We start from the raw sequence: 26,926 nt of genomic DNA, 5'->3' as shown, positions 1-26,926 counted from the left end.
GCCACTTCACCATCCCTCTGCCATAAGGAACAACGATGTCCCAAATTTCGCAGTTGCAGGCCATGGACGCAGGTACGCGTCGCCGTGAAGCACGGACCGTCATTGCCTCCAGCTATCTCGGCAGCACCATCGAGTACTACGACTTCCTGCTCTATGCCACGGCCGCCGCCGTGGTCTTTCCCAAGGTGTTCTTCGCCGGCGCGGACGWGTGGGTGGGGGTGGTGGCCGCCTACGGGACGTTCGCCGCCGGCTATGTGGCGCGGCCCCTCGGCGGCATCATTTTCGGCCACTTCGGCGACAGGCTCGGACGCAAGAACATGCTGATTGTCTCGATGCTGGTCATGGGCATCGCCTCCACCCTGATCGGGCTGGTGCCCGGCGCCGCGGTGGCCGGAGCGTGGGGTGCCGTGATGCTCGTGATCCTCCGCGTCTGCCAGGGCATTGCCGTCGGCGGGGAGTGGGGCGGCGCCGCCCTCATGGCGCTGGAGCACTCGGAATCGGGCAAGCGCGGCTTCGCGGCCTCGTTCGTCAACGCCGGCGCCCCCACCGGCGCGGTGCTGGGCACCCTGGTCATGGGTGCCTTCGCGGCCCTGCCCAACGAGCAATTCCTGGCCTGGGGCTGGCGCGTGCCGTTCCTGCTGTCCTTCGTCCTCCTGGGCGTCGGCATGTTCGTCCGGCTCAAGGTCTCCGAAAGCCCTATCTTCAAGGCGGCACTGGAACAAGAGAAGGCCGAGCGGGAAAAGGCCGAGCAGGAGCAGGCTAAGCGGGACAACGCCCAGCCGCAGCGGACAGCGCAAGGCAGCGCGCCCGTGCGCCGCGAGATTCCCCTCCTGCAGGTCCTTCGCCGGCCCAAGACCCTGATCTTCACCATGCTGGCCGGTGCGGCCGGGTTTGCGCTCCAGGTGGTGCTGGCGACGTTCTCCGTGACCTATGCCGTGTCCAAGGGTGCGGACCGACAGGGCGTGCTGTACGCCTTCGCGGCAGCCTCGTTCGTGTCCATCACCTTCGTGATCATGGGCGGTCGGCTCTCCGACAAGCTGGGACGGCGGCCCGTGATGATCGGCGGCCTGGTGCTCTTCATCCTCTACCTCACGCCGATGTTCCAGCTCCTGTCCTCCAACAACATCGGGCTGATCTTCGTGGCTTTCGCCGTCGGCCTGATGATCCACTCCACCCTTTTCGGCCCGCTCGCGGCCTTCGTATCCGAGCAGTTCGGCACCACCTCGCGCTACACCGGCGCGTCCCTGGGCTACCAGCTCGCCACGCTGCTCGGCGCGGGCTTCACGCCGGGCATCGTGGCGCAGATCTTCAAGGATTCAGGACAGGACACCTCCGCCGTGGTCTGGTACCTGGCCATCATGTCCCTCGTGTCGATCGTCTTCATCCTGCTGACGCGCGAGCCCAAGAACAACGATCTGCAGGCTGTCGGGTCCTGACCGGCCCGCAGGCGCTACCGTCTAACTAGAAAGGATTTGCCGTGGAGAATTTTGGCATCGGCTCGTGGCTGCAGCGGCGCCGCCCGAAGTCGGGCACCAAGACCGCCGTCATCGCAGGGGACATGGAACTCAGCTACGTCCAGCTCGCGGATCGTTCCACCCGGCTCGCCAACGCCCTCCGGGACCGCGGCGTGGCCAAGGGCGACAGGGTGGCCTACCTGGGCGAAAACGATCCCTCCTTCCTGGAGACCCTGTTCGCCGCCGGCATGGCCGGGGCGGTCTTCGTTCCGCTGAACACCCGGCTCGCTCCACCCGAAATCCAGTTCCAGCTCCGGGACAGCGGCGCCGTCCTGCTGGTCCACTCGGCGGCGCTCGCGGTGCTCGCCGAACGCGGCTCGGCGGAGACCGCTGTGGGTTCGCGGATCGTCGTCGACGACTCAACCGTCCCTGACAAAACAGTGCCCGACAAAACAAGGCCCGACGGCGGCGCTGACGGCGGCGCCGCGGCCGGGGGAACCGCCGTGGAGTCGTTTGAGGCCGTGATCGCCTCCGGTGCGGCGCTGGCGCCGGACGAGCCCGTGGGCCTGGACGATGCCGCCATGATCCTTTACACCTCCGGAACCACGGGAAATCCCAAGGGCGCGCTCCTGACGCACGGCAACATCACGTGGAACTGCGTCAACGTACTGGTCGATTTCGATTTTGCCTCCACCGACGTGGCCCTCATGATCTCCCCGATGTTCCACGTTGCCTCCCTTGACATGGGCGTCCTCCCCACGCTCCTGAAGGGCGGCACCGTGGTCCTGGAAGCCAAGTTCGATCCCCGCCGGACGCTGGAGCTGATCGAGCGGCACCGCGCAACCACCATCAGTGGGGTGCCCACCACCTACCAGATGTTGTGCGAGCACCCGGACTGGGACGCCACGGACCTCAGTTCGCTGAACAAACTGACGTGCGGCGGTTCCGCCGTGCCCATGCGGGTCCTGGAAGCCTACGAACGGCGGGGACTGCGCTTCTCCAACGGCTACGGCATGACCGAGACGGCACCGGGCGCCACCACGCTGCCGGCGGCCCGGTCCCGGGACAAGGCCGGTTCCTCGGGACTGCCGCATTTCTTCACCGACGTCCGGGTGGCCGATCCCCTGGACCCTGCGGCGGGCCCGGCCACGCCCGGAACCGTAGGGGAGATCCAGATCAAGGGCCCCAATGTCATCCGCCAGTACTGGAACCGGCCCGAGGCCTCGGCAGATTCCTACACCGCGGACGGCTGGTTCAAGTCCGGTGACATGGGCTACAAGGACCCGGACGGTTTCGTGTTCATCTCGGACCGGCTCAAGGACATGATCATTTCCGGCGGGGAGAACATCTACCCGGCCGAGGTGGAGCAGGCGATCGCCGAGCTCGACGCCGTCGGCAGTGTCGCGGTGATCGGCATGCCGGACGAGAAATGGGGCGAGGTGCCGCGGGCCGTGGTGTTGCTGCGGGAGGGGGCCAGGCTTACGGAAGAGCAACTGCGCTCCCACCTGGAGGGCCGGCTGGCCCGGTACAAGATCCCCAAATCCGTGGTTTTCGTGGACGAGATGCCGCGGACAGCGAGCGGCAAGATCCGCAAAGCGGACCTGAGGAAGCTCACGCCCGGCCACGTCTGACGGGAGCCTGGACGCCGTCGGCACGAGCGTACGACGCAAGGAAAGCCGGGGGCCGCGGTGACGCAGCCTCCGGCTTTCCTCGTGCCCGGTCGTCGGGCCGTTAATCGACCGTGAAGATCCTGATGACCACTCGGCCGGGCTGCCGTTCGCCCGTCCCGAGGGTGAGGCGTGTATTCAGCCATTCCAGGGCGGGGGAAGCGGTGGTGAGTCGTGGCCAGCAGCGGAAGTAGATCCTTGAAGGATCGACGGCGGCGCCGGAGTTCAGCAGTTCGATGTCCCCGACGCTTCCGTGGCGCAGCGCTGAATTGTGCACGAAGATCCGGTGGCCGTCGTCGGTTTCCAGGACGTACCGGGCGTCGAGCTCCGTCAGGGTGGGGCTCCGGAGGAGCTGGTAGTCCGCGCCGCCCGGGAGGACACGCCCGTTCAGGGCCGGCCCGCTGACCGTTCCGCCCGTGATCGGGATGACGCGCCGGTGGCCCTCCGGCGTGGGCCCGACGTCGATCGGCTCGCCGACGGTGACTGAGAGTTCCGCGAGGAAGGTCAGTCCCGGCGCTTCCGGGACGCCAAGAAATGGCGCGCTCACAGGATTCCAGCCGTCAGCCGGCTGGGGTAGTCCGCGCCGAAAAGTACGGTCTGCGTGGCCACAACCGCTTCGGCGGAGTCATAGGCCAGCTTGCCCGTGTTGAGGTTCCGGTCCCAGCGCGGGTGGCAGCTGGACGTGACTTGGACGCGGAGCCGCTCGCCGGGGGCAAAGGTGTAGGCCGTCTGCCAGAGGTTTACGGTGTATTCATATGGTCGGCCGCGTTCGATCAAAGACGGCGCGTGGCCCGGCTGGTACAGCCCTGTCCCTGCATGGCTTTCCCGCCAGGAGGCGCGGACAATGCCGTCGGCAATGCCCAGGGATGTGCCGTCCGGAGCGACCCGGCAGAGCCGCACCACGAAGTCCGTGTCCACGGCGGTGGAGGCCGCGAAGAACGTGGCGCTGACCTCGCCGAACAGCGTGACCGGCTCCTCGAACGCCTCTGACGTAAAGGTGAGGACGTCGGCGCGGGCCTCCACGGCATGCTGCACGGCCGGCCCAGCGGGAAAGACCCCGTGGATCATGGTTGCGCCGCCTGCGGTGGGGACCGGATCCAGGGGGTCGTAATCGTATTCGACAGACCCGTCGGATCCCGGTGTGTCCTGCAGCGACCCGTCCCCGCCGAGGAACCAGGAGCGGTGGCTGCGCGGGGAAGGCAGCTCATTAAAACCGCGCCACTGGTTTTCGCCCATGAAATAGAGCAACACGGCCGGGACGTTGCGGAGCCGCTCGGGTTCGTCCTTGAGTACGGCGTCGAACCAGGCCGTCTGGAGCCCGGAAAGATCCCCCAGACCGTTCATCATGCCCCCGGCCGCGTTTAGTCCGAAGCTCACCTCGGGGTAGCCGCCGGAGAAGTTCGTGTGGGACCAGGGGCCCACGATAAGCCGGGGCGCAGGCGCAGCCCCGGCACGGCTGTGCTCGAGCTGCATTGCGTACTGGGAAAGGGTGCTGGGGCAGAAGATGTCGAACCAGCCGCCGATATGCAGCGTGGGCAATGACACCGGCCTGATGGAGGCTTCGTCCCACAGGCACGTGAAACTGTTCCCCGGCGATTCACCGGCCGAGGGAAGGACATGGCGGTTCATGAACGTGCCAAGCCGCCCCGAGAGGTCGCGCAGGGGCAGGGTGCCGAATGCGCTGCCGTCGGAAAATGAGCGGTCCAGATCCAGCCACGTCTGGAATTCCTTGCCCTGCAGTTCCGGGTCGCCCGCAAATTCGCGGAGGAGCTCGTTGGCTGAGATAGAGGCGTGCCCCCAGCTGAACCGGCTGCCGAGCTCGTAGGCGCCGCCGCGGTACAGGGAGCCGTTGTTCGCGTTGGCCCCGGCGGAGATGCCGGGCGAGAGGGCGGCGAGGCCGCTCGGAGCCAGGGACGCCGCCCGCCACTGCGTCTCCGCGAAGTAGGAACGGCCCCACATCCCCACGGCGCCGTTGGAGTACGGCAGCAGGGCGGCCCACTCGACGGTTGCGGCGCCGTCGGACGCTTCATTGGCGGACGGGTCGAAGTCCCCGTCGGAGCCGAAGCGCCCGCGGCAGTCCTGCATGATGACCACGTAGCCCGCGGCCGCGACCGTTACGGGGTTGAGATAGGCGGAGTTGACGGAGAGGTCGCGTCCGTAGGGCGTCCTGGTCAGCAGGACCGGGCACGGTTCCCCGTCCGCCGGGCGGTACACCGTGGATCGCAGGATGGCGCCATCCGGCATCTGGGTTTCGACGTCTTGTTCAATGAGCACTGGTTTTAGCGCGGTGCGCGGTGTCACGGAAGGTTCCTCACTGGTTTGTTCAGGGGCTGTAGTTTGTTCCGGGACAGTGCCGGAGGGGAGCGGCCAGGTGCTGCCCGGCCGCTCCCCTCCGCACTGTCCGGGAATCAGGATCTAGGCGTTCGCGGATTCCTTGGTACCCAGCGCCTCGGTGGGGACGTTGTAGGTTTCCTTGACCCAGATGGCGGTGACGGCGGCCGAAGCAAGGCAGCAGGACGCGGTGAACGCGGCCACGGGAATCCACCCAGTGGGACCAGGTTGGACGATGGCCGCGGCGATGGCCGGCGCGAAGCCCGTGACCACAAGGCCCAGCTGCGAGGCCGTGGCCGCGCCGGAGTAGCGGATCTTCGTAGGGAACATTTCGGCCGTCATGGCCGGGCCCAGCGGGTTGACCATCCCGTAGCCCACGGTCATGAACAGGATGCCGCTGGCGAAGATCAGCGGTATGGATCCTGTGCTGATCGACCAGAAGTAGGCGAAGGCGGCCACGGCGCAAATGATGTTGCCGGTGATGAAGACCGGCTTGCGGCCGATCCGGTCGGCCAGGATGCCGGCGTAGGGCTGGGCGATGATGCCCAGGGCGGCCGTGGCGATGGTGACCCCGAGCATGGCAGCGGACGGGATTCCGAATTTTCCGGTCGCGTAGGCCAGCCCGAAGGCCGCGAAGACCGAAGACACCACGCTCCAGAGCCCAAAGAAGATGACTTTGACGATGGTGCGCCAGTGATCGCGGAGGACCACCTTGATGGGCAGTTCCTTCTCGGTTTCCGCTTCTTTCGCGGCTTCAAACACCTCGGATTCGGGCAACCGGAGGCGGATGTAGAGGCCGACGGCGACCACCAGGATGCTGGCGAGGAAGGGCAGCCGCCATCCCCAGCTGAGCAGGTCCTCCTGCGGAAGGAGGGACACGGCGAGGAAAGCCAAAGAGGCGAGCATGATCCCGGCGACGGCGCCGGTGTTGACCCAGCTGCTGTAGAAGGCCCGCTTGTTGCTGGGGGCATGTTCCATGGTCATGGTGACGGCGCCGACGGATTCGCCGGCGGCGGAGGCGCCCTGAAGTGCGCGCAGGACGATCAGGAGGACCGGCGCGGCCGCGCCGATGGCGGAGGCCGGCGGCAGGCAGCCGATGAGGAAGGTGGCCACGCCCATCACCACGAGCGTCAGGACCAGCATCTGGCGGCGTCCGATGCGGTCGCCGTAGTGGCCGATGACGCTGGCCGCGAGGGGACGGACGACGTAGCCGATGCCGATGGTGGCCATGGACAGGATGGTGCCGAGGGCGGGGTCGATGCCGGGGAAGAAGATCTTATTGAAGATCAGGGCCGACGCCGAACCGTAGATGAAGAAGTCGTAGTACTCCAGGGTGCTGCCGATGAAGCTGGCGGTGGCGGCGCGGCGGGCATGTTTGGTTCCCTCGCGGGAAGCGGGGCGGACCTGTTCCGCGGGCGGCGTCAACGGCGTCGGCGGAACGATGGGACCAGCGGTCATTGCGGATCTCCTAGGTGGGCAGGGATGTAGCAGGGGAAAGGTGGGGCTGGGGAAGATCTGGGGCTCGCATGCTGAGCAGGGCGGCGGGGTCGGCTGTGGCCTCCGTCACTCTGGTGCAATAGTATGCACTTAGACTTGCGCCCGTCAATCTAAGTGCAAAATAAAATGGTGACGGATGTGACTGGCATGATGGAGGCGTGATGAGCGAGCGGCCGGACTCCGTACCCGGCATGGACCCGGACCTGGCCATCGACTTTCCGCGGCCTTTGAAGGGGCCGTCCACCCAGCACCAGTTGCTCACCCTGCTGGTTGACTACTGGTTCCAGAGCGAGGAATGGCTGCCGTCCCGGCTCATCGCCGCCCTGGCCTCGGGCCTGGGGATCACGGCGTCGGCGTCGGCGACGGCGTTGAGCCGCCTGGCGTCCCGGGGCGTACTCGAACAATCCAGTGCCGGGCGTACGTCGCGCTACCGCATCACGCAGGGCGCGCGGAACCGGCTCCGTCACGGCCTCGAGCAGGTCTCCGTCTTCGGCGAAGAGTCCCGCCAGTGGGACGGCCACTGGACCGTCATCGCGTTTTCGATTCCGGAGACGTCGCGGGATGTCCGCGAAATGTTCCGCTCACGCCTGCGTTGGCGCGGATTCGCGCCGCTGTTCGGGGCGCTGTGGGTCTCTCCGCGGGACCACTCCGAGGAACTCGAAAAAACCTGCAGGGGCTACGGCGTGGACGACTACGTCATCTTCCGCACCGCGGAAGCCAGCCTCCGCGGCAAACGCCTCGTCGAGGCCTGGTCGCCGCGGGAGTTCAGGGAACAATACCGGCCGTTTACCGAAAAATTCACGCCCTGGGCCGAACGCCTCGACGCAGGAACAGTCAGCCCGGCGGAGGCCTTCAAGGTCAGGACCGAACTGATGGACGCGTGGCGGGCGTTCCCCTGGAGTGACCCGGACCTTCCCGCCGAGCTCCTGCCGGAGGCCTGGCCCCGGACTGAGGCCAGGGAACTCCTCGTCCGCCTCTACGACGGGCTCGCGGACGCTGCCACTGCCTACGTCGAAGAAGTGGTGGCCCGGGAAGCGCCCGAACTGGCGGGCACGGCGCGGGCATTGTCGGTGACACCCGGGCTCTGATCCGGTCCTGGATCCGGACTGTGATCCGGTCCGGCGATCGGCCGCCCGCGGCGCCTAGTGGATCGCGGCCAGCAGGATGCCTACGCCGACGAAGAGCCCGCCGAAGGTCCGGTTCAGCACCTTCTGTCCGCCGGCGTCGCGGGTGAAGCGCTGGAAGGACCGGGCCGCCGCCGCAAAGAAGAACCACATGACCAGGACGTCGATCACGATCACGGTGGCGGCCAGGACCATGTACTGCGGCAGCAGCGGCTGTTCCGGCCGGATGAACTGGGGCATGAAGGCCAGGAAGAAGACCACGGCTTTGGGGTTGAGCAGATTGACCCAGAGGCCGCGGCGGAACATGGAGAGGCCCGGTTCGTTGCGCAGGGCGGCTGCCTTCTCCTGGTCCAGGTCCGGTTTGTGCAGGAACTGCCGGATGCCCAGGTAGACCAGGTAGGCGGCGCCGGCGTAGCGGATCACGTTGAAGGCCACCGGTGAGCTCGCCACGAGCACCCCGACGCCGAGGGCCACGATCAGGATGTGCACCACGAGGGCGGCCTGCTGGCCCAGGATGCCCCAGAGGGACCTGCGGAATCCTGAGTTCAGGGAGTTGCTCATGGTGTTGATGGCGCCCGCGCCGGGAGTGAAGCTGATCAGGACGCCGGCGCCGGCCAGGGCCAGCCAAAGGGAGGGTTGCACCAGGCAAGTTTACGGTCCCGGCCGCTGCGGGCCTGCTTGATGACGGGAGTCAGTCGCGGCGGAGGCCGTAGCTGAGAATCATGTTGCCTTTGCTGGTCTGCTGGGACGACTGCAGCTCCAGCCGGGTGAGGGGATCGCCGTCGTTGAACAGCCGCCGCCCGCTGCCCGCGACCACGGGATGGACGATCAGCATCAAGGTGTCGAGCAGCCCGGCGAACAGCAGCTGGTGGACCAGGGAAATGCTGCTGAAGATCCCTATTTCGCCGCCGTCGCTGTTCTTCAGAGCCGCCACGAAGTCCTCCAACGGGCCCTCGATCAGGCGCGAGTTCTGCCACTCCAGCTCTCCGGCCAGGGTCCGGGAGGCCACAAACTTCGGCAGCGGGTTGATGAACCCGGCGAAATCGGCGTCGCTTTCGGCGCTCGGCCAGTATTCTGCCCACTGCTGGTACCCCACACGGCCCAGGAGTGCGGTGTCGATCCGGCCCATCATCTCGCCCATCCCGGCACCCAGTTCTTCGTCGAAGCTGTCGAATTGCCACAGGAACGGGTCTTCAACCACGCCGTCCACAGAACAGAAAAGGCCGGCCGTCAATTTGCGCATGAGGGTTCTCCTTGCCGTGGGTCTCGAGTGCACCGCGGATATCCATGCGTGGGTCTCCAGTGCAGGTCTCCAATGCACCCTATCTGCAGACCCCGAAACAGGGAATGGCTGCCGGTAACTCGCTGGCAAACGCCCCGGAGACCGGCTGTGCGGCCAGGATCGCAGGCCTTAGGCGTGCCCCGGGGCGCGCCCAAGGCCCGCTAAGGGTTAGCCGTTGGACGTGTAGCCATCCGTGGCTGCACCGCCCGGGCCGCCATGGCCGCCGCCGGGGCCGCCCTGGCCTTCCTGGGTTGCGGTCACGGTGAAGTTCGCATCCAGCAGGACGGTCGCGGGCGTGCCGTCCGCCTTCGTGATGTGGGCTTCGTAGGTGGCGCCGTCGGCGTCGGTCTCCATCCTTTCGATCGTCGCGTCCGGCTGGGCGGCCTTTACCGCCGCCTCGACCTTCGTGGCGGTGTCGCCGGTGAGGACCTCCTCCGTCTTCCCGTTGGCCTGGTGCGGGCCGCGCTGGCCGCCGGTGCCGTAGCCGTCGGTGGCCTGGGTCGAGGACGAGCTGCCGGTGGAATCGGCAGCCATCGCGGGGATGGCCGACGCGCCGATGGCGCCACCGCCGATCACCGCAGCGAGCATGATGCCCGCGGTGGCCTTGTTGATTCTTGCCATGGTGTTACTCCTTTGCTGGGGCCCGGATGCCGGGCCGGCCGAGTTTTCGGCCTGTACCCAGCCTCAGCGCGGCAGGTATGGCAGCACTTAGGCGGTGCTGTGCCGGCGCTGTGAGTGCCGACGCGTTTAGCCGCATTTGCCCAGCTTCGAATGAGCCCAGTGGACCATGGTCCTGGGAAGGTCATCGTGATTCGGATATTGGTCAAAATAGGAGAGCGCGCGGGCAGACATATAGCCCGTTTCGTCGATGGCGAAGTGGCCGATCAGCTGCATGCCCCGTTCTGCTGCCTTCGATTCCAATGCGTCTGCCTCGTCCATGATTGGTTCCGAGAAGTCGTATTCGCTGAATCTGCCAGGGTGTGCGATCGCAAAGTACTTGGTGAATTCCGGATTCAGCGCCGCCAGGACAGCATCGTGGAAAGGGGTCAGGGAACCAGCAAAATCTTCGGCCATGACCTCGACGGTGTCCAAACGCATTTCCTCGTCCACACATATCAGCACCAGCTTTGGCATGAGCTTGCCGTCCTGGACGATATACGGGCGGGCGAGATCCTGGAAGTCATAACCTGCTTGGATGATCATTCTTTGATGCTAGAAACCGCACGTCTCCGGCCCCAGAGCCAGACACGCCTATGTGGAAAAGGCCTGCGCCTCAGGCCCGGGCGATGACCTCGCCGTTGGGAATCAGGAACCAGCCGTCGTCGGTGGAGCCCCACCGGTGCCAGCCCGCGGAAATCCGGGCCAGGTCCGCCTCGCTGGCCAGGCCGTACTCGAGCGCCTGGTCGGCAAAGGAGGAATGCAGCACCCGCTCGCCCCACACCCGGGCCTGCCAGCGCCGCTCATGTCCGGTGGCGTAGAGCCAGTTGCTGCTGGACGGCGCCACGTCCGTGAACCCGGCAGCCTGCGCCCAGGACACGAGCCGGCGGCCGGCGTCGGGCTCGGCTCCGTTGCGGCGGGCGATCCGCTGGTAGAGCTCCATCCAGTCATCGAGCTCGGGGATGGCCGGGTACCAGCTCATGCCATGGAAGTCGGCGTCGCGCACCGCCACGATCCCGCCGGCCTTGGCCGCCCGGCGCATCTCCCGCAGGGCCGCGACCGGGTCCGTGAGGTGCTGGAGGACCTGATGGGCGTGGACGACGTCGAAGGACTCCTCCGGGAAGTCGAGGTCGTAGATGTTGCCGGTGGCAAAGCCGACATTGTCCACGCCGCGCTCGACGGCGAGGGCCGCGGCCTGGGCGATGATGTCGGGGGAGCGGTCCAGGCCAGTGACGCTGCCCGGTGCCACCAGCTCCGCGAAGTCGCACGTGATGCTGCCCGGCCCACAGCCGACGTCGAGGACGGACGCCCCGGGCGTGAGATGCGGGATCACGAACGCCGCCGAGTTTTCCGCCGTGCGGGAGGCATGGGCACGGACCACCGACTCGTGGTGGCCGTGTGTGTACACGTCGTCAGGCTGCTGCGCACTCATAATGGAACGCTACCCTCCCGCGGTCAGAAACGGGTGGACCGCTGCGGGTCGGCCGGTGCCGGGACAACAGGCAGGCAGTTTTTTGCGGCTGGCCGTCAGTTTTGCCGCTTCCGGCGCCGGGGATTCTGCGGATGAATGGAGGGGTGGAAATCAACAACAATAATGACGGCAGCGGCAGCGGACTGGGCCTGTTCCGGGCCACCGGAATCTATGTCGGGGCGATCCTGGGCTCGGGTGTCCTGGTGCTTCCCGCCATCGCAGCCAGGGAGGCCGGTCCGGCGTCGCTCCTGGCCTGGGCCGTCCTGCTGGTGTTCTGCATTCCGGTCGCCTTCAGCTTCGCGGAAATGAGCCGCCAGCAGCCCGACGCCGGCGGGATCGCCCACTTCGTCAAGCGTGCCTTTGGGCGCCGCGCCTCGGTGGTGGCCGGGTACCTCTTCTACTTTTCGATCCCCTTCGGCGCCCCGGCAACGGCCGTGATCGGCGGCAACTACATCGCCCACGCCGTCGGCGGCGGCCGGGAAACCGCGGTCCTCGCGGCGGCAGTGATCCTGCTGGCTGCCTTCGCGAGCAACGCCGTCGGCATCAGGGTTTCCAGCCGCATGCAGTTGGCGCTCATGGTGCTGCTGGTGGGACTGCTCGCGCTCGCCGTCGTGCTCGCGGCGCCGCACGCCAAGGCCGAGAATTTCCAGCCCTTCGCCCCGCACGGCTACTGGGCGGTCGGCGGCGCCGCGAGCCTGCTCTTCTTCTGCTTCGCCGGCTGGGAAGCCGTCTCCCACCTGGCCGGGGAGTTCCGGAACCCCGGGCGCGATCTCCGGCGCGCCACATGGCTCACCTTGATTGTGGTGGGCGCGGTCTACATCGGCGTTGTCGCCGCCTCGGTGGCCGTCCTCGGCCCGGAACTGCCCGCTACGGCGGTGCCCGTCGCGGCGTTGCTGGAGAAAGGGTTGGGCTCACTGGCGGCCCCGCTCACCGCGGTCGCCGCCGCCGTGCTGACGTTCGGCCCCATCAACACCTTTGTGGCCGGCGCCAGCCGGCTCGGTGCCGCCCTGGCGTCCGACGGCGTGCTGCCGCCCGCCCTTGCCCGCGGCGCCGGGCGGGGAAAGGTGCCCGCCGGAAGCCTGGTAACCCTGGCCGTCCTGACGCTGCTGTCCTTCACCGCCGCCATCGCCGGAATCACCGACATGCAGTTCCAGATCGGAGCCGCCTCGGCGTGCTTCACGGCCGTCACCGCCTTTGGGCTGGCGGCCGGCATCCGGCTGCTGCAGCCGCGGACCGTCGCCTGGTACGGCGTGATCGTGGCGGCGGCGGTCATGGTGGCCGTCCTGCTCTTTAGCGGCTGGGCGCTCGGGGTCCCGCTGGCACTGGCAGCGGCCGCCGTCGGCGTCGGCAGGCGCTTTGGCCGGAGACCGGAGCCGGAGGCGGCGCACGAAGCAGCGCAGCCGGTACCGGCTGGCCAGCCGCAGGCGGCTGCGCACCTGTGACGGCGCCTGCTGCGCATCAGCCGGGGCGGTGCTCCGGCCCCGGGCCGCGGGCGGCTTCTTCGCCGGCCCGGACGGTGGCCTCGATCATGGAGTTCATGAACCGGGTAACAATCTCCAGTTCCTCCGGCGTGAAGTTTTCCATCGCCGTGCCCATGTGGCGGGCCAGCGGGAGGAACATGGCGCTGCCGTCGCGGTAGGCCTTGGGGGTCATGCGCAGCTGCACCTGGCGGCGGTCCGCGCCCTCGCGCTCGCGGACCACGTGGCCGGAACTGTGGAGACGGTCGATCAGTGCGGTGGTGGCAGGGGAGCTGAGGTTCAGCTCTTTCCGGAGCACTCCGGGGGTGACAATCTGGTCCCGCGCCGCGTGCCGCATGATCACGGCGAGGGCGTTGAGATCCGTGCGGTGCATGTCATTGCGGCCGCCGGCGGAGTCCACGTAGCGGTTGGCTTCGAGGGTGAATTCCTGCAGGAGCCGGACGAGGGGCGGCGGGCCGGCCGCTTCGGGCGGGCCTGCGGATTCGGATGGGCCTGCGCCTCCGGGCGGGCCTGGGTCCTCGGATGGGCTTGCGTTTCCGGATTGGCCCCGGGATTCGGCTGACACGGCGGACCTCCTTCATCCCTTGGTGCGGCCGCGATGCCCTGACCGCGGCGGCTCGGCGCTGTCGACGGCGCCTTTGGGAGTTTACTTCAGTGTCTACTGCAGGGGCTTCACGCGGCGGCCTGACGCCGGGCGTGCTTCCATTCTCCCGGTAATTCGCAACCCCAGCTTATCTCTATGGTAGAGATAGTCTACTATGGAGTTGATTCTTGACCTCAGCCCGCAGCGCATCCCGGAGGGACACATGAAACCGACTTCGCCCACGACGACGCGCGTCCCGTTCTGGCTGCGCTGGCTGATTCCCGCAGTGCTCGTCGTGGCCTGGCTGGCGATCGCCGGCGTCGGTGGCCCGACATTCGGCCGCCTGAGTGAGGTGTCATCGAACGATCAGGCATCGTTCCTTCCCGCCGGGGCGGAGGCCACCGAGGCCCAGGACTGGCAGGCCAAGTTCCGGGACTCCAGGGAGATCCCCGCCGTGATCGTGGTGGAGAGCGACTCCGCCTTCACTCCGGTCCAGCTCCGCGAGGCCGCGGCACTCAAGGACAGGCTGGAGGCCCTGCAGGCCGGCAGCACGGTGATTGGCCCCATCCCCTCCGAGGACGCCAAGGCAGTCCAGTTCGTGGTGCCCATTGCCTCCTCGGCGGAAGTGAAGGCGGTGGTCAAGGAACTGCGCGACGAGCTCCGGGCATCCGCGCCGGCAGGAATGCAGACCTTCGTCACCGGTCCGGCCGGGCTTACGGCGGACCTGGTGAGTGCCTTCGCCGGAATTGACGGCATCCTGCTGCTCGTGGCCCTCGGGGCCGTGTTCCTGATCCTGCTGATCGTCTACCGTTCCTTGCTGCTGCCCGTCATGGTGCTCTTCACCTCCGTGTTCGCGCTGTGTGCCGCGATCCTGCTGGTGTTCGCCATGGCCAAGGCCGGCTGGATCCAGCTGAACGGCCAAAGCCAGGGCATCCTGTCCATCCTGGTGATCGGCGCGGCCACCGATTACGCCCTGCTGTACGTGGCTCGGTTCCGCGAAGCCCTGACCCGCACCGCCGACCGGACGGCCGCCGCCCTCGCCGCGTGGAAGGCCGCCTGGGAACCGATCCTGGCCTCCGGCGCCACCGTGATCATCGCACTGCTCTGCCTGCTCTTCTCCGACCTCAACTCCAACAAGGCCCTCGGCCCCGTGGCGGCGGCGGGCATCCTATGCGCGCTGTTCGCGGCCCTGACCCTGCTGCCGGCCCTGATGGCGCTGCTGGGCAGCGCCGCGTTCTGGCCGTTCCGGCCCAAGCTGCTGCCGGAAAATCGGCGGGAACCGGAACTGGTCACGGGGCTGGAGGGCCAGAAGGGGCTATGGCGGGCCACCGGATCGCTCGTTGCCCGCCGGCCGCGCACCGTCTGGGTTGCCTCGGTCCTGCTGTTGCTTGTCGCCGGTGCGGGCGTCCTGCAGCTCAAGGCCAACGGCGTGGCCCAGACTGACGTCATCCTCACCGCCTCCAATGCCGTGGACGGCCAAGATGCCCTGGGCCGGCACTTCGACGCCGGGTCCGGCAGCCCGGCGGTGATCGTGGCCGACCAGGCAAAGGCCCTAGAGGTGCTGGAGCGGGTCAAGGCGAGCAGCGGCGCCGGGAACGCCTACCTGCTGGCCGAAGGCGGCGTCCCAATCATCACCGGGGCCCCGGGCGCTCCGACGGCCCCCGCGGTCCGGGACCGGAAGGTCTTGATCAACGCGACGCTGGACCACGCCGCGGACTCCACCGAAGCCGAAAGTGCCGTGGTGTCGCTCCGCCAGGAACTGAAGAATATCGACGACGGCGTATTGGTCGGTGGCGTGACGGCGACGGCCCTGGACACGAACACCACCGCCCAGCGTGATCTCGTCACCATCATCCCGGTGGTCCTGGGCGTAATTCTGCTCATCCTCATGCTGCTGCTGCGCTCGGTGCTCGCGCCGGTCCTGCTGGTCGCCTCCGTGGTCCTGTCCTACGCGGCGGCGATGGGCGTCGCAGCCTTCGTGTTCAACAACGTCTTCGGCTTCCCGGGGGCGGATGCAACAGTGCCCCTGTTCGGCTTCGTCTTCCTCGTGGCGCTGGGCGTCGACTACAACATCTTCCTGATGAGCCGCGTCCGGGAGGAATCCCTCAAACACGGCACCCGGACCGGCATCCTGCGCGGCCTCGGCGTGACGGGCGGGGTCATCACCTCCGCCGGGGTGGTCCTGGCCGCCACGTTCGCGGCCCTGGGCGTCATTCCGATCATGTTCCTGGTCCAGCTCGCCTTCATCGTCGCGTTCGGCGTCCTGCTGGACACGGTGCTGGTCCGCTCCCTGCTGGTGCCCGCGCTGGCCTACGACATCGGCCCGCGGCTGTGGTGGCCCGGCAGGCCCGGCCGGGCCGGGAACGATGCCGCGGCCCGCGACGGCGCTCTGTCCTCCCGGGCGGCGCCCTCCCGGCCGGCAGAAAATCCGGCTGAAAATGAGGAGGCCGGCGTCCGCTAGGCAGAACCGAAGACCGCAGCCGCCGTCACTGTCCCTGGTCCCCCCACCAGGCCACGGTGGCGGCGGCTGCCTCGTGCAGCGGGGTCGGCGTTAGTCCCAGGGCGGCCTGGCTCGCGGTGGAATCCATCACGAACGGGTGCTCGAACTGATACATCGTCTCGGTCAGGTCCCGCATATCGGGGGAAAACACCCCGATTGCCTTCACCGCCCACCCGGGTACGCCGGTGACACGCGGTGCCCGGGCGCCGGCCGCCTGGGCGAATGCCCCCGCGATCTCGCGCTGGGTCAGTGCAGGTCCGGTGGGCGCATGCCACACCCGGTTCCACACCTGAGGCCTGTCCGCCGCCGCAATCATGGCGGCCGCGAGGTCCGGGACGTACGTGAAGGAATGCGGCTGGTCCGCCCGTCCGATCACCTGCATGGGCTTTCCGGCCGCGACGGGCCGGACCATGCGCTCGCCGGCGTGCGAATTGCGGACCCGCGGCCCGAAGAAATCGCTGGCAACCACGCTCACGGTAGCGGTGGGGGACTCCGCGCGGGCCGCGAGCAGCGCGGTCCGTACTCCGCGCTTGCCGCCCTGCGCCTGCCGCGGGCCGTCCTCGGTCATGACCTTCTCCGGGGCGCTGTAGGAGTACAGGCTTTCCGGAAAGACCACGACGGCGCCCGCCGCGCCCGCCGCGGCGAGCACGTTCTGCTCGGCGGCCGGCAGTTCCCTGGTCCACACATCGGCGTTGTACCGCGATCCGTGGATGCAGTGGAAAACGGCCGTGGCGCCGTGGAAGGCCTCGCCGAGCCGGGCGGGCTCCGAAACATCGACAGACAGCCTTTCGACCAATGGGTGGGAGGGTCCGCTGCCGGACCTGGTGAGGAGGCGCACGCGGTGGCCCGCCGCGGCAAGTTGGTCCGCGACGGTCCAGCCCACCGGGCCGGCCCCTGTGACGACATAGAGCCTGGACGATTGGTGCCCGGAGGCTACGGGTTGGGACATTCCGATCTCCTTTGAAGTTGCGAGAGCGGTGCTCTCCCATTCAGGATGCGACGCCGGGGCCGCAAAGTCAAGAGCAGTGCTCACATTTGTTGACAGTGCTCTTGTTTGTGGAATGCTGGACTCATGCCAGAAGACAGGATTGAAGCCGCGACAGGCGCCGACGGCCCCACCGGAACCGCGGCCGCGACGGCGCGGCCGCGCACCCCACGCGAGCGCGCCCGGGCCCAGACCGTCGCCGATATTGTCCGGCTGGGCCGGGAGCATCTGGCGGTGCACGGGGCCGCCGCGCTGTCCCTCCGCGCCGTGGCCCGCGATCTCGGCGTCGTCTCCTCGGCGGTCTACCGCTACGTGGAGAGCCGTGAGGAGCTGCTGACCCTTCTCCTGATCGATGCGTACAACGAACTCGGCGATGCAGTGGATGCCGCCATCGGGGCCGTGCCGGAGGCTGATTTCGGCGGGCGCTTCGCGGCGCTGGGCGGCGCGGTGCGGGAGTGGGCGCTCCGGGAGCCGTCCCGCTACGCCCTGCTCTTTGGCAGTCCGGTGCCCGGTTACCGGGCCCCGGCGGAGCGGACCACCGGCCCCGGGACCAGGGTGATTACGGCCCTCATTGGAATCCTCGACGGCGCCTTCCGGGCCGGGCGGCTCGCCGGGACCGGCCGGCGGGGTCCTGCCGTGGCTGCCGGACTGGCCGGGGACCTGGCGAAAATCCGTGCCGAGTTCGGCCTGGCGGTGCCGGATGACCTCCTGGCCCGCGGCGCGCTGGCCTGGACCTCACTTTTCGGTGCCGTCAGCTTCGAAGTTTTCGGCCAGTATGGCGCCGATACGTTCACCGCCCGGGAGGAGCTCTTCGGCCACCACCTGGCGGTGCTGGCCGACGTCGCGGGGCTACCGCCGGCCGGAGTTGACCCGTAAACCAGGTTCCCCTGTTGCCCTGCCGTGGCGCTCGATAGACTGCCCCTGCGCCCGCACGGGCGCGCCCGATGCGTCCAGGAAGGATCCATCCATGTCTGAAGAGAACAGGCCTGCAGAGAACAGGCCTGAAGAGAACACGCCTGAAGAGAACGTGTCCGGAAAAGCGGCGTCCCAAAACGCCGATGCGGGTCCCACCGAGGATGAAGCGGAGGCCGCGGCGCCAGAGGGGTCGTATGTCGAGGGCGACTACGGCTCCGCCGGCACGGCAGGCGAAGTCCCGCCCACCGCCGTCGAAGGGGCGTATGCGGCAGGGGACTACGGCAGCGCCGGCGTGGCCGAAGCGGCCGTCGTCGGCGAGGTGGAAGGCGACTACCCCGAGGGCGACTACGGCGAGGACGGGGTCTCCAGTGAACCCGCCGGCGTCGCCGAGGAGGGCGAGTATCCCGAAGGTGACTACGGGACCGCGGGAACGTCCCGTCCCGAGCGCGCCGGCCGGCCGGCAGCAGAAGAGCCTGGCGGTGACGACGCCGCTCGGGGCGACAACTAGCGCGAAGGAAGTTTGCGGGACCAGCCGGCTGGGGCGCCGGCTGGTCTGCGGCATGGGTCCGAGTGTCGGCGCTCTGTGCGCCCGTGCTCAGTGCGCAGGTTCGCGCAGGGCGAAACGCTGCCCGGGAAGCGCCAGAACGGCTGTAATCCGCGGGAATCCTGGCGGTGATGACTGACCGCGGGCCGGACTCGAAAGCAAAGTTGAGCCGATGTCGCTCAACTTTGAATTGACTTATGTCCGCGTCTGGGTAAAGTTGAGTGTAGATCGCTCAATAACGGTCGGACCCTTTGCGGTTAGAAGCATTAGAAGCACTGTGGTCCGCGGCCATCTCCGCAAGATTCCCAGGAAAGTAAGGAAGCAATCCATGTCACGTGCAGTAGGTATTGACCTCGGAACTACTAACTCCGTCGTCTCCGTTCTCGAAGGTGGCGAGCCCACCGTCATTGCCAACGCCGAGGGCGGCCGCACCACGCCGTCGGTTGTTGCCTTCTCCAAGTCCGGCGAGGTCCTGGTCGGCGAGATCGCCAAGCGCCAGGCCGTCAACAACATTGACCGCACCATCGCGTCCGTCAAGCGCCACATGGGCACTGACTGGACGGTCGCCATTGACGACAAGAAGTACACGGCGCAGGAAATTTCCGCCCGTATCCTCATGAAGCTCAAGAACGACGCCGAGTCCTACCTCGGTGAAAAGGTCACCGACGCCGTCGTCACCGTGCCGGCCTACTTCAACGACGCCCAGCGCCAGGCCACCAAGGAGGCCGGGGAAATCGCCGGCCTGAACGTCCTGCGCATCGTCAACGAGCCCACCGCGGCCGCCCTGGCCTATGGCCTGGACAAGGGCAAGGAAGATGAGCTCATCCTGGTCTTCGACCTCGGCGGCGGAACGTTCGACGTCTCCCTCCTTGAGGTCGGCAAGGACGAGGACAACTTCTCCACCATCCAGGTCCGCGCCACCGCCGGTGACAACCACCTCGGCGGCGACGACTGGGACCAGCGCGTCGTGGAGTACCTGCTGAACCAGCTCAAGGTCAAGGGCATCGACCTCACGAAGGACAAGATTGCCCTGCAGCGTCTTCGCGAAGCCGCGGAGCAGGCCAAGAAGGAACTCTCCTCCTCCTCCAGCACCAACGTTTCCCTCCAGTACCTGTCCGTCACCCCCGACGGCCCGGTCCACCTGGACGAGCAGCTGACCCGCGCCAAGTTCCAGGACCTCACCAAGGACCTGCTGGACCGCACCAAGAAGCCGTTCCAGGACGTCATCAAGGAAGCCGGCATCAAGCTCTCCGAGATCGACCACATCGTGCTCGTCGGCGGCTCCACCCGCATGCCGGCCGTCTACGACCTCGTCAAGGAACTGGCCGGAGGCAAGGAGCCCAACAAGGGCGTCAACCCCGATGAGGTCGTCGCCGTCGGCGCAGCCCTGCAGGCCGGTGTCCTCAAGGGTGAGCGCAAGGACGTGCTGCTGATCGACGTCACTCCGTTGTCCCTTGGCATCGAAACCAAGGGCGGCATCATGACGCACCTGATCGAGCGCAACACCGCCATCCCCACCAAGCGGAGCGAGACCTTCACCACCGCGGATGACAATCAGCCGTCCGTAGCCATCCAGGTCTTCCAGGGCGAGCGTGAGTTCACCCGCGACAACAAGCCGCTGGGCACGTTCGAGCTGACCGGCATCGCGCCGGCTCCCCGCGGTGTCCCGCAGGTCGAGGTCACCTTCGACATCGACGCCAACGGCATCGTGCACGTTTCGGCGAAGGACAAGGGCACCGGCAAGGAACAGTCCATGACCATCACCGGCGGCACCGCGCTGTCCAAGGAAGACATCGACCGCATGGTGCACGACGCCGAAGAGCACGCGGCCGAGGACAAGGCACGCCGCGAGGCAACCGACACCCGCAACACGGCCGAGCAGCTCGCCTACTCCGTGGACAAGCTGATCGCCGACAACGCCGACAAGCTGCCCGAAGAGGTCAAGACCGAGGTCAAGGCCGACGTCGACGCCCTCAAGAAGGCCCTCGAAGGCACCGATGACGCCGCCGTGAAGACCGCGTTCGAGAAGCTGCAGGCTTCCCAGAGCAAGCTCGGCGAAGCCATCTACGCCCAGGCCGGTTCCCCCGACGGCCACGCCGGTTCCCCCGACGGCCACGCCGGCGCTCAGGGTGCCCCCGCAGGCGAGCACGCGGCCGGCTCCGACGAGGACATCGTCGACGCCGAAATCGTTGACGAAGACGAGAAGAAGTAATCATGCCGCACCACGGTAACGAAGAAGAGCACGGTTCTTCCGAGAACCCGAGCCGCGGCAACGAGCAGGAGAACGAGCCGCAGAAGCCGGTGATCCACGACAACCGCAAGGTTGATCCGAAGACCGGCCAGGCCCGCCACCCTGACCAAGAGCACGCCGGTGCTGCGGACTCCGGTTCCGGGGACGCCCTGTCCCAGGCGGAGGACATCCTCAACAGTGTTGAGGTGCCCGCCGAGGAGTCGGTAGCGCAGGGCGTTGACGCGGCCGCGGCGGAGGAGCTAAGGAATGACCTCCGCCGGCTGCAGGCCGAGTACGTCAACTACCGCAAGCGTGTCGAGCGCGACCGCGCCGTGGCGGGCGAGATGGCCGTCATCGGCGTCCTGAACGCGCTGCTGCCGGTACTCGACGACGTCGACGCAGCCCGCCAGCACGGTGACCTCGCGGACGGCCCTTTCGCCGCGATCGCCGCCAAGCTGGAGGCTGCGCTGAAGACGTACGGACTGGTCCGCATCGATGAGACCGGCGTGGAGTTCGATCCGACCATCCACGAGGCCCTCATCCAGCAGCCCGGCACGGATATCGAAATCGACACCGTCAGCCAGGTGCTGCGCTCGGGCTACAAGTCGGGCGACCGCGTCCTCCGCGCGGCCCAGGTGATAGTCGCAGTTCCGGCGTAGTCACCTTCGCGAAGCGAGACAAGGGGCCCCGCCCCTCCGCCGGGTGGCCAAGGATCTGCGATCCTCGGCCACCCGGCTCCGGCAGGCCCGATGCCACTCCCGGGCCCCTTGTCTCGCTCCGCTCAGCGGTTGTCTCGCCTAAGGTGAGATGAGCGCAGCGAAGTTGGATAGGGGGCTGCGGCGTGGCGGGCACCGCGAAGCGGGCACGGCCCCCTATCCAGCGGAGCTCCAACGCAACAAAGAATTAGAGAGGAAACGCCATTGGCTAGCCAGGACTGGGTGGACAAGGACTTCTACAAGATCCTTGGTGTCGCCAAGGACGCTTCCGACGCCGACATCAAGAAGGCCTACCGCAAGCTTGCCCGGCAGCATCACCCGGACAGGAATGCGGGGGATGTCGCGTCGGAGAAGAAGTTCAAGGACATCTCCGAGGCCTATTCCGTGCTCTCGGATCCCGATGAGCGCCAGCAGTACGATGCCATCCGGGCCATGGGCGGCGGCGCACGCTTTGCTCCCGGCGGAAGCGGCGGCGCTGCCGGCGGAGCTGGCTTCGAGGACCTCTTCGGCGGCCTGTTCACCGGCGGTAGCGGGCGCCATTCCGGCGGCTTCAGCACGGCCGGCGGCATTCCGCCCGAGTTCGCAGATCTCTTCGGCGGCGGCGGATTCGGTGGCGGGGGCCAGTCGTTCCAGCGGGCTCCGCAGAAGGGCTCGGACCGCACCGCGTCCACGTCGATCTCGTTTGCCGGATCAATCCGCGGCACCACGATCGGCCTGCGTGAACCGGACGGCGAGGTCATCGACGTCCGCATCCCGGCCGGCATCAAGGACGGACAGAAGGTCCGCGTCCGCGGCAAGGGGCAGTACGCTCCCGCCGGCAACGGCGACCTCATGGTCACCGTCTCGGTGAAGCCGCATGAGTTCTACGTCCGCGACGGCGACAACCTCCGGATCCACGTTCCGGTCTCCTTCCCGGAGGCGGCCCTGGGTGCGGACATCGAGGTTCCGACGATCGACGGCGACAAGGTCAAGGTCAGGGTTCCCGCAGGGACGCCCTCGGGCAGGACGCTGCGCGTCAAGGGCCGTGGCGTCAAGCACGCCAAAGCCACCGGCGATCTGCTGGTGACAATCGACGTCGCTGTTCCGCGGAAGCTGAGCAAGGAAGCGGAGCAGGCCGTGAAGGCCTTCGCCGCGGCCACCGCCGATGAGGACGTCCGCGCGGGCCTGGCAGCCAAGGCCCGGCTCTAGGAACGGGATCCAGTCATGGGCATCGACTTCGATCAGCCGATCTTCGTCATCTCCGTTGCCGCGGAACTGGCGGACATGCACCCGCAGACGCTGCGCCAGTACGACCGGCTGGGTATCGTCTCGCCCAGCCGCGCCCCGGGCAAGTCGAGGCGCTACTCGCAGCGGGATGTGAACATGCTCCGCGAGGTCCAGCGGCTCTCCCAGGAGGGCGTCTCGCTGGAGGGCATCAAGCGGATCCTGCAGCTGGAGAACCAAGTGGCCGCCCTGCAGCGCCGGGTCAGCGAACTGACTGAGGAGCTCGGCCGGCGCCGCCAGGGGGCCGATTCGCGGATCTTTGCCGCAGGAACTGCCGGCGACGTCGTCAGCCTGGCCCGCGGCAAGCGTCCGCAGGCGAGGTCTCAGGCGCTGGTGGTGTGGCGGCCGCGGGGCATCGACTAGGACAAATCGACTAGGACAAACAGCGGTGCCCGGGACCATTGGTCCCGGGCACGCTGTTGTTGCGTCCGGCGGGTTGCTGCCGGTGGGCTTACTTGCTGGCGGCGATGAGCTGGTCGACGGCGGCGCGTTCGCGCTTTCCCCAGGTTTCCCGGGTGACCAGGGCGGCGATGAGCCCGATGGCTCCGCATGCCATGTAGACGATTGCCACGCCGCTCCAGCCCCAGGCGGCGGCCGTGGCTGCTGCGATGAGCGGGATGAAGCCGGAGATTGCGGCCGAGAACTGGTATCCGATGGAGGCTCCGGAGGTCCGGGTGTTGGCGGGGAAGAGCTCGGAGAACCAGGCGCCTTGGGCGCCGGCGAGCATGTCGTGCAGGATCGGCAACCCGACGATGTACGCGAGGATGACCAGGAACGGGACGCCGGTGTTGACCATGAGGAACATCGGGAAGCCAAAGAGGATAATGCCGGCAGTGCCGATGATGTAGAGCCGGCGGCGTCCGATCCTGTCCGTGAGCCGGCCCCAGAGGATGGTGGTCACCACGCCCAATGCCGCGGCGAGCACCAGCCCGGTTAGGCCCGTCTGGCGGTCGACCAGCTTGTTGGCGACGATGTAGGAGAGCAGGTACGTGACGATCACGTAGAAGCCGCCGGATTCTGCCAGCCGAAGGCCGATGACCCGCAGGATCGTGCGCCAGTCATTCTTGATGACGGTCAGGAGCGGATTCTTGACGAGTTCGCCTTTGGCTTTCGTTTCCTCGAACTCGGGGGATTCGCTGACCTTCATTCGGATGATGATGCCGGCAATGATCAGGACGGAGCTGGCGAGGAACGGCACGCGCCAGGACCATTCGTTGTTCCAGCCGGTGGTGGCAAGGAAGACGAGGTTGGCCAGCAACAGGCCAAGCGGGACACCAGCCTGCGGAATGCCGGTGTAGCGGCCGCGCTGTCGCCATGGAGCGTGCTCAAAGGTCATCATGATGGCGCCGCCCCATTCGGCGCCGAAGGCCAGGCCCTGGATGATGCGGATCGCGACGAGCAGGATTGGGGCCAGGACGCCCACCTGCTGGTAGGTGGGCAGGACGCCGATAAGGAAGGTCGCGGCACCCATGACCAGCAACGCGCCGACCAGGACCGGTTTGCGGCCGTACTTGTCGCCGAGGAAGCCGCCGATCAGTCCGCCCAGCGGCCGCATGGCAAAGCCCACGGCGAGGGTGGCGAACGCCAGCAGGGTGGCGGCGACGGGGTCCTGGCCGGGAAAGAATGCGGTGCCGAAATAAAGCGCGGCGGCCGTGCCGTAGGCGAGGAAGTCATAGTTTTCGATCGTCGTGCCGACGGCACTTCCGATCGCGACCTTGAGCTTGTCCGGTGAACCGTGTTCAGCCTGGCGGGTCTGTGTTTGCGTGAGCGTGCTCATCAGCGTCCCTATCTTTTCGATATGGGCGGGGGATTTTCCCCCTGTCCCGGGTGCCGAGGGCCCTGCACCGGGCGACGCCGTCAGCGGGCGTCAGCGCGGGTGGTTCGGTTCCTCGACGTTTCCAATGTTGTAAAAGCTGCGGATGTGGTCCCCCACAGCGCGCCTGGACTCATTCGCGTCCCGTCGCCGGATGGCATCGAGAATGTGGCGGTGTTCGCTGCGAACGACTGTGGCGGTTTTCTTCCAGTCCTCCAGCCGCGCATAGGCCTCGATCATCTGGCGGTTGATTGCGGTCCGAAGCGAGCCCATCAAGTGGGAGGAAAGTGTGTTGCCTGTTGATTCGGCGATCCGGACGTGGAATGCGGCGTCCAGTCGGTTGAACTCTGCGGTGGAAATGTCGGGTTTATCCATCGCATCCAGGATCAGTTCCAGTTCGTGGTGGTCCTGTTCGCTGGCCCGCACCGCGGCTTCCTCGCAGCACCAGGTTTCCAGTGCGATCCGCGTTTCAAGAACCTCTTTCTGGTCGAATTGACCCAGTGCGAGCTGGAGCTTGAGCAGGTTGACGAATCCGGATCCCGGCTCGCCGACCAGCACTGCCCCGCCTTCGGCCCCGCCTCCGGGGCGGATGTCCACGATGCCCAGGGCCTCAAGGACCCTGAGGGATTCCCGGAGCGATGGCCGGGAAACTCCCAGAAGTGCCGAGAGGTCCCGTTCGCTGGGCAGCTTGTCACCTGCCTTAAGCCTGCCGTCCAGGATCCTGTCCTCGATCTGGGACATCACCTGTTCGTAGGTCCGGACTCTTTGGACCGGTTCCCATGCTTCTGCGCTCATGTTCGACCACCTCGTTGATTGCCATGCCGCCAGCCGACCGCCGGCGGCATTTCCATCGTAGCCTCGGCCTGAAGGTCTGACCTATGCGTGCGTCAGCATCTCGGCCCGGAATTCCGTCTCCAGCTGCCGCCGTATCTGGACCGCCAGGAGGGTTTCGTCGGCGTCGACGTCGTCCCAGGAGACGGTGCCGTCCTTGGGGACGTCGCGCTTGAGTTTCATCCCGTGCGCCAGGCCCAGCGGCAGGGCGTTGCGTTCCAGGGAGATCCGGGCCGGAGCCAGCTTGCCGAACGCGGTGTAGCCGCCTTCGCCGTCCAGGATTTCGCCCGCCTTGAGGTCCTTCTTTGCCGTCGTCATGACGTCGCCGCGGAAGCCGGTCGGTGAACCGGTGGCCTCCCCACGCAGTACGGCCGAGGCGATACTGACCCCCAACTCGAGTCCGATCATGTGATACGGGCGGTACAGCGATCCGTACCGGCCGGTGGGGTCGGTCTTGACGCCGTATTCGGCGAAGCACTGCACTGCGTAGTCGGTCTTGGCCTCGAAGGTGACATAAACGCCCCAGCGCAGGTCGCGCTCGACTTCGGTGCCGTCCCGGTTCAGGCTGGAGGCGATCTCCACGGTGCCGCGCCGGGTCAGGATCCCGCCTACGGACTTTTCGCGGTACACGTTCGGCAGGTCATCCACGCCGGCCGGAGGGAAGAAGAGCCCCTCGTCCTGCGGGGTGAGCCCCGTGCCGTTGGCCACTGCCGCCATTTCGATCGCCGACTTGGTGCCGTCCAGGAAGGAGTTGAACATCTTGGGGTTGAAGTCACCGGACGCAAGCTGCTCGTCACTGAAGCCGTAGTAGTTCCATACGGTGTCCGGGGTGGAGTAGTTGTACTCCGGGAGGTACTTGGTGCCCTTGCCGGCGGCGACGATGTCGAAACCGACCGTGCGGCACCAGTCGACCATTTCGCAGATCAAGGCGGGCTGGTCGCCGTAGGCCATGGAGTAGACCACGCCGGCGGCCTCGGCGCGGCGCTGGAGGATCGGGCCCACCATGCAGTCGGCCTCGACGTTGACCATGATGATGTGCTTGCCGTTGTCGATGCTTTGCACGGCATGGGCGGTGCCGACGATCGGGTTTCCGGTCACCTCGAGGATGACCTCAACTTCCGGGAGCCTGATGAGGTCCGCGGAACTTTCCGTGACGAAGGTGGTGCCGTTGCGGAGGGCCTCGGCGAAGTTCTTGGCGGCATAGCGCTCGGCCGGCCAGCCCGTGCGCTGGAGTGCGCCCCTGGCCTTGGGAACGTCGATGTCGGCAACGCCGACAACGTGGATCCCTTCCGTGTTGAGTGCCTGCGTCAGGAACATCGAGGCGAACTTTCCGGCGCCAATGACGCCGACCCTGATGGGCCCCTGCGTGGCGGTTCGCTTCTGCATAAGCGAGTAGAGATTCATGTGGCTACTTCCTCGTAGTATCGCTGGGAGTCATTTGGTCTGTTGGTCAGACCATCTGGTCTTGTAACCATGACACGCCCGCAGGGAATGTGTCAACCATCACGTTTTTCGGTTACGTGGCGCAGGCCCGTGGCGGGACGCGTCGAAGACTGAATCCGGACTTAACGCAAGAGTGCCCGGG

General features: G+C 67.2%; 24 protein-coding genes. 11 read left to right on the top strand and 13 right to left on the bottom strand.

The annotated features are described in order from the left end of the window. The first annotated feature begins 35 nt into the window (after nt 1-35). Together AC1DZQ_RS02295 and AC1DZQ_RS02290 are read left to right on the top strand one after the other, a co-directional pair. On the top strand, nt 36-1,436 hold the full coding sequence (locus AC1DZQ_RS02295) for an MFS transporter (RefSeq protein WP_476961958.1): 1,401 nt from the start codon (nt 36-38) through the stop codon (nt 1,434-1,436). Between the two features lie 41 nt (nt 1,437-1,477). Beyond that, nucleotides 1,478-3,085, top strand: a complete 1,608-nt coding sequence (locus AC1DZQ_RS02290; RefSeq protein WP_476961957.1) for an acyl-CoA synthetase — start codon at nt 1,478-1,480, stop codon at nt 3,083-3,085. Nucleotides 3,086-3,185: 100 nt separating this feature from the next. Here AC1DZQ_RS02290 and AC1DZQ_RS02285 read toward each other — a convergent pair whose 3' ends face one another. The 3 genes from AC1DZQ_RS02285 to AC1DZQ_RS02275 all read right to left on the bottom strand — a co-directional run bounded on the left by AC1DZQ_RS02285 (nt 3,186) and on the right by AC1DZQ_RS02275 (nt 6,910). After that, on the bottom strand, nt 3,186-3,668 hold the full coding sequence (locus tag AC1DZQ_RS02285; RefSeq protein WP_476961956.1) for a DUF3237 domain-containing protein: 483 nt from the start codon (nt 3,666-3,668) through the stop codon (nt 3,186-3,188). Further along, nucleotides 3,665-5,422 (bottom strand): CocE/NonD family hydrolase, encoded by a 1,758-nt coding sequence (locus AC1DZQ_RS02280; RefSeq protein WP_476961955.1) that lies wholly within the window; start codon nt 5,420-5,422, stop codon nt 3,665-3,667. Before AC1DZQ_RS02280 ends, AC1DZQ_RS02285 begins: the two co-directional genes overlap by 4 nt. Before the next feature lie 114 nt (nt 5,423-5,536). Continuing rightward, entirely contained in the window at nt 5,537-6,910 is a 1,374-nt protein-coding gene (locus AC1DZQ_RS02275) for an MFS transporter (protein ID WP_476961954.1), read from the bottom strand. Between the two features lie 200 nt (nt 6,911-7,110). Here AC1DZQ_RS02275 and AC1DZQ_RS02270 point away from each other — a divergent pair, with 200 nt between their 5' ends. Continuing rightward, nucleotides 7,111-8,037, top strand: coding sequence for a PaaX family transcriptional regulator (locus AC1DZQ_RS02270; RefSeq protein ID WP_476961953.1), 927 nt, complete (start codon nt 7,111-7,113; stop codon nt 8,035-8,037). Nucleotides 8,038-8,091: 54 nt separating this feature from the next. Here AC1DZQ_RS02270 and AC1DZQ_RS02265 read toward each other — a convergent pair whose 3' ends face one another. The 5 genes from AC1DZQ_RS02265 to AC1DZQ_RS02245 form a co-directional block, all read right to left on the bottom strand. Further along, nucleotides 8,092-8,715 (bottom strand): LysE family transporter, encoded by a 624-nt coding sequence (locus AC1DZQ_RS02265; protein WP_476961952.1) that lies wholly within the window; start codon nt 8,713-8,715, stop codon nt 8,092-8,094. 49 nt (nt 8,716-8,764) lie between these two features. After that, on the bottom strand, nt 8,765-9,316 hold the full coding sequence (locus AC1DZQ_RS02260; protein ID WP_476961951.1) for a dihydrofolate reductase family protein: 552 nt from the start codon (nt 9,314-9,316) through the stop codon (nt 8,765-8,767). A gap of 207 nt (nt 9,317-9,523) precedes the next feature. Continuing rightward, the gene (locus AC1DZQ_RS02255; RefSeq protein ID WP_476961950.1) at nt 9,524-9,976 is read right to left on the bottom strand and encodes a hypothetical protein; all 453 of its coding nucleotides are present in this window, start codon (nt 9,974-9,976) and stop codon (nt 9,524-9,526) included. 126 nt (nt 9,977-10,102) lie between these two features. Continuing rightward, a complete protein-coding gene (locus AC1DZQ_RS02250) occupies nt 10,103-10,558 on the bottom strand; it encodes a hypothetical protein (protein WP_476961949.1) in 456 nt (151 codons plus the stop codon). Nucleotides 10,559-10,628: 70 nt separating this feature from the next. Continuing rightward, nucleotides 10,629-11,444 carry a methyltransferase domain-containing protein gene (locus AC1DZQ_RS02245; RefSeq protein WP_476961948.1) on the bottom strand — a complete coding sequence of 272 codons (816 nt, stop codon included), beginning with the start codon at nt 11,442-11,444 and terminating at the stop codon, nt 10,629-10,631. Nucleotides 11,445-11,587: 143 nt separating this feature from the next. On the opposite strand from AC1DZQ_RS02245, the gene AC1DZQ_RS02240 reads away from it, so the two are divergent. Continuing rightward, nucleotides 11,588-12,925, top strand: a complete 1,338-nt coding sequence (locus tag AC1DZQ_RS02240) for an APC family permease (RefSeq protein WP_476961947.1) — start codon at nt 11,588-11,590, stop codon at nt 12,923-12,925. Nucleotides 12,926-12,941: 16 nt separating this feature from the next. Here AC1DZQ_RS02240 and AC1DZQ_RS02235 read toward each other — a convergent pair whose 3' ends face one another. Then, entirely contained in the window at nt 12,942-13,526 is a 585-nt protein-coding gene (locus tag AC1DZQ_RS02235) for a MarR family winged helix-turn-helix transcriptional regulator (protein WP_476961946.1), read from the bottom strand. A 241-nt stretch (nt 13,527-13,767) separates the two neighbouring features. On the opposite strand from AC1DZQ_RS02235, the gene AC1DZQ_RS02230 reads away from it, so the two are divergent. Next, nucleotides 13,768-16,005, top strand: a complete 2,238-nt coding sequence (locus tag AC1DZQ_RS02230; protein ID WP_476962033.1) for an MMPL family transporter — start codon at nt 13,768-13,770, stop codon at nt 16,003-16,005. A gap of 25 nt (nt 16,006-16,030) precedes the next feature. Here AC1DZQ_RS02230 and AC1DZQ_RS02225 read toward each other — a convergent pair whose 3' ends face one another. Further along, on the bottom strand, nt 16,031-16,993 hold the full coding sequence (locus AC1DZQ_RS02225) for an NAD-dependent epimerase/dehydratase family protein (protein ID WP_476961945.1): 963 nt from the start codon (nt 16,991-16,993) through the stop codon (nt 16,031-16,033). Nucleotides 16,994-17,116: 123 nt separating this feature from the next. Here AC1DZQ_RS02225 and AC1DZQ_RS02220 point away from each other — a divergent pair, with 123 nt between their 5' ends. The 6 genes from AC1DZQ_RS02220 to AC1DZQ_RS02195 all read left to right on the top strand — a co-directional run bounded on the left by AC1DZQ_RS02220 (nt 17,117) and on the right by AC1DZQ_RS02195 (nt 23,060). Beyond that, the gene (locus AC1DZQ_RS02220) at nt 17,117-17,905 is read left to right on the top strand and encodes a TetR/AcrR family transcriptional regulator (RefSeq protein WP_476961944.1); all 789 of its coding nucleotides are present in this window, start codon (nt 17,117-17,119) and stop codon (nt 17,903-17,905) included. Nucleotides 17,906-17,996: 91 nt separating this feature from the next. Continuing rightward, entirely contained in the window at nt 17,997-18,452 is a 456-nt protein-coding gene (locus AC1DZQ_RS02215; RefSeq protein WP_476961943.1) for a hypothetical protein, read from the top strand. A 364-nt stretch (nt 18,453-18,816) separates the two neighbouring features. Continuing rightward, on the top strand, nt 18,817-20,700 hold the full coding sequence (dnaK, locus tag AC1DZQ_RS02210; RefSeq protein ID WP_476961942.1) for a molecular chaperone DnaK: 1,884 nt from the start codon (nt 18,817-18,819) through the stop codon (nt 20,698-20,700). Nucleotides 20,701-20,702: 2 nt separating this feature from the next. Then, nucleotides 20,703-21,377 carry a nucleotide exchange factor GrpE gene (locus AC1DZQ_RS02205; protein ID WP_476961941.1) on the top strand — a complete coding sequence of 225 codons (675 nt, stop codon included), beginning with the start codon at nt 20,703-20,705 and terminating at the stop codon, nt 21,375-21,377. A 261-nt stretch (nt 21,378-21,638) separates the two neighbouring features. Further along, nucleotides 21,639-22,622, top strand: a complete 984-nt coding sequence (locus AC1DZQ_RS02200; RefSeq protein WP_476961940.1) for a DnaJ C-terminal domain-containing protein — start codon at nt 21,639-21,641, stop codon at nt 22,620-22,622. 15 nt (nt 22,623-22,637) lie between these two features. Beyond that, on the top strand, nt 22,638-23,060 hold the full coding sequence (locus tag AC1DZQ_RS02195; RefSeq protein ID WP_476961939.1) for a heat shock protein transcriptional repressor HspR: 423 nt from the start codon (nt 22,638-22,640) through the stop codon (nt 23,058-23,060). Between the two features lie 88 nt (nt 23,061-23,148). Here the strand turns inward: AC1DZQ_RS02195 and AC1DZQ_RS02190 are convergent, their stop codons facing one another. The 3 genes from AC1DZQ_RS02190 to AC1DZQ_RS02180 all read right to left on the bottom strand — a co-directional run bounded on the left by AC1DZQ_RS02190 (nt 23,149) and on the right by AC1DZQ_RS02180 (nt 26,745). Beyond that, nucleotides 23,149-24,474, bottom strand: a complete 1,326-nt coding sequence (locus AC1DZQ_RS02190) for an MFS transporter (RefSeq protein ID WP_476961938.1) — start codon at nt 24,472-24,474, stop codon at nt 23,149-23,151. A 90-nt stretch (nt 24,475-24,564) separates the two neighbouring features. Further along, nucleotides 24,565-25,305 (bottom strand): FadR/GntR family transcriptional regulator, encoded by a 741-nt coding sequence (locus AC1DZQ_RS02185; RefSeq protein WP_476961937.1) that lies wholly within the window; start codon nt 25,303-25,305, stop codon nt 24,565-24,567. 81 nt (nt 25,306-25,386) lie between these two features. After that, on the bottom strand, nt 25,387-26,745 hold the full coding sequence (locus AC1DZQ_RS02180) for an NAD(P)H-dependent oxidoreductase (protein WP_476961936.1): 1,359 nt from the start codon (nt 26,743-26,745) through the stop codon (nt 25,387-25,389). Between the last annotated feature and the right edge of the window lie 181 nt (nt 26,746-26,926).

This window comes from Arthrobacter sp. P1_C12_2 (genome assembly GCF_056406415.1).
The sequence above is the reverse complement of the archived record's forward strand: the minus strand, read 5'-3'. Positions and strand labels throughout refer to the sequence as shown.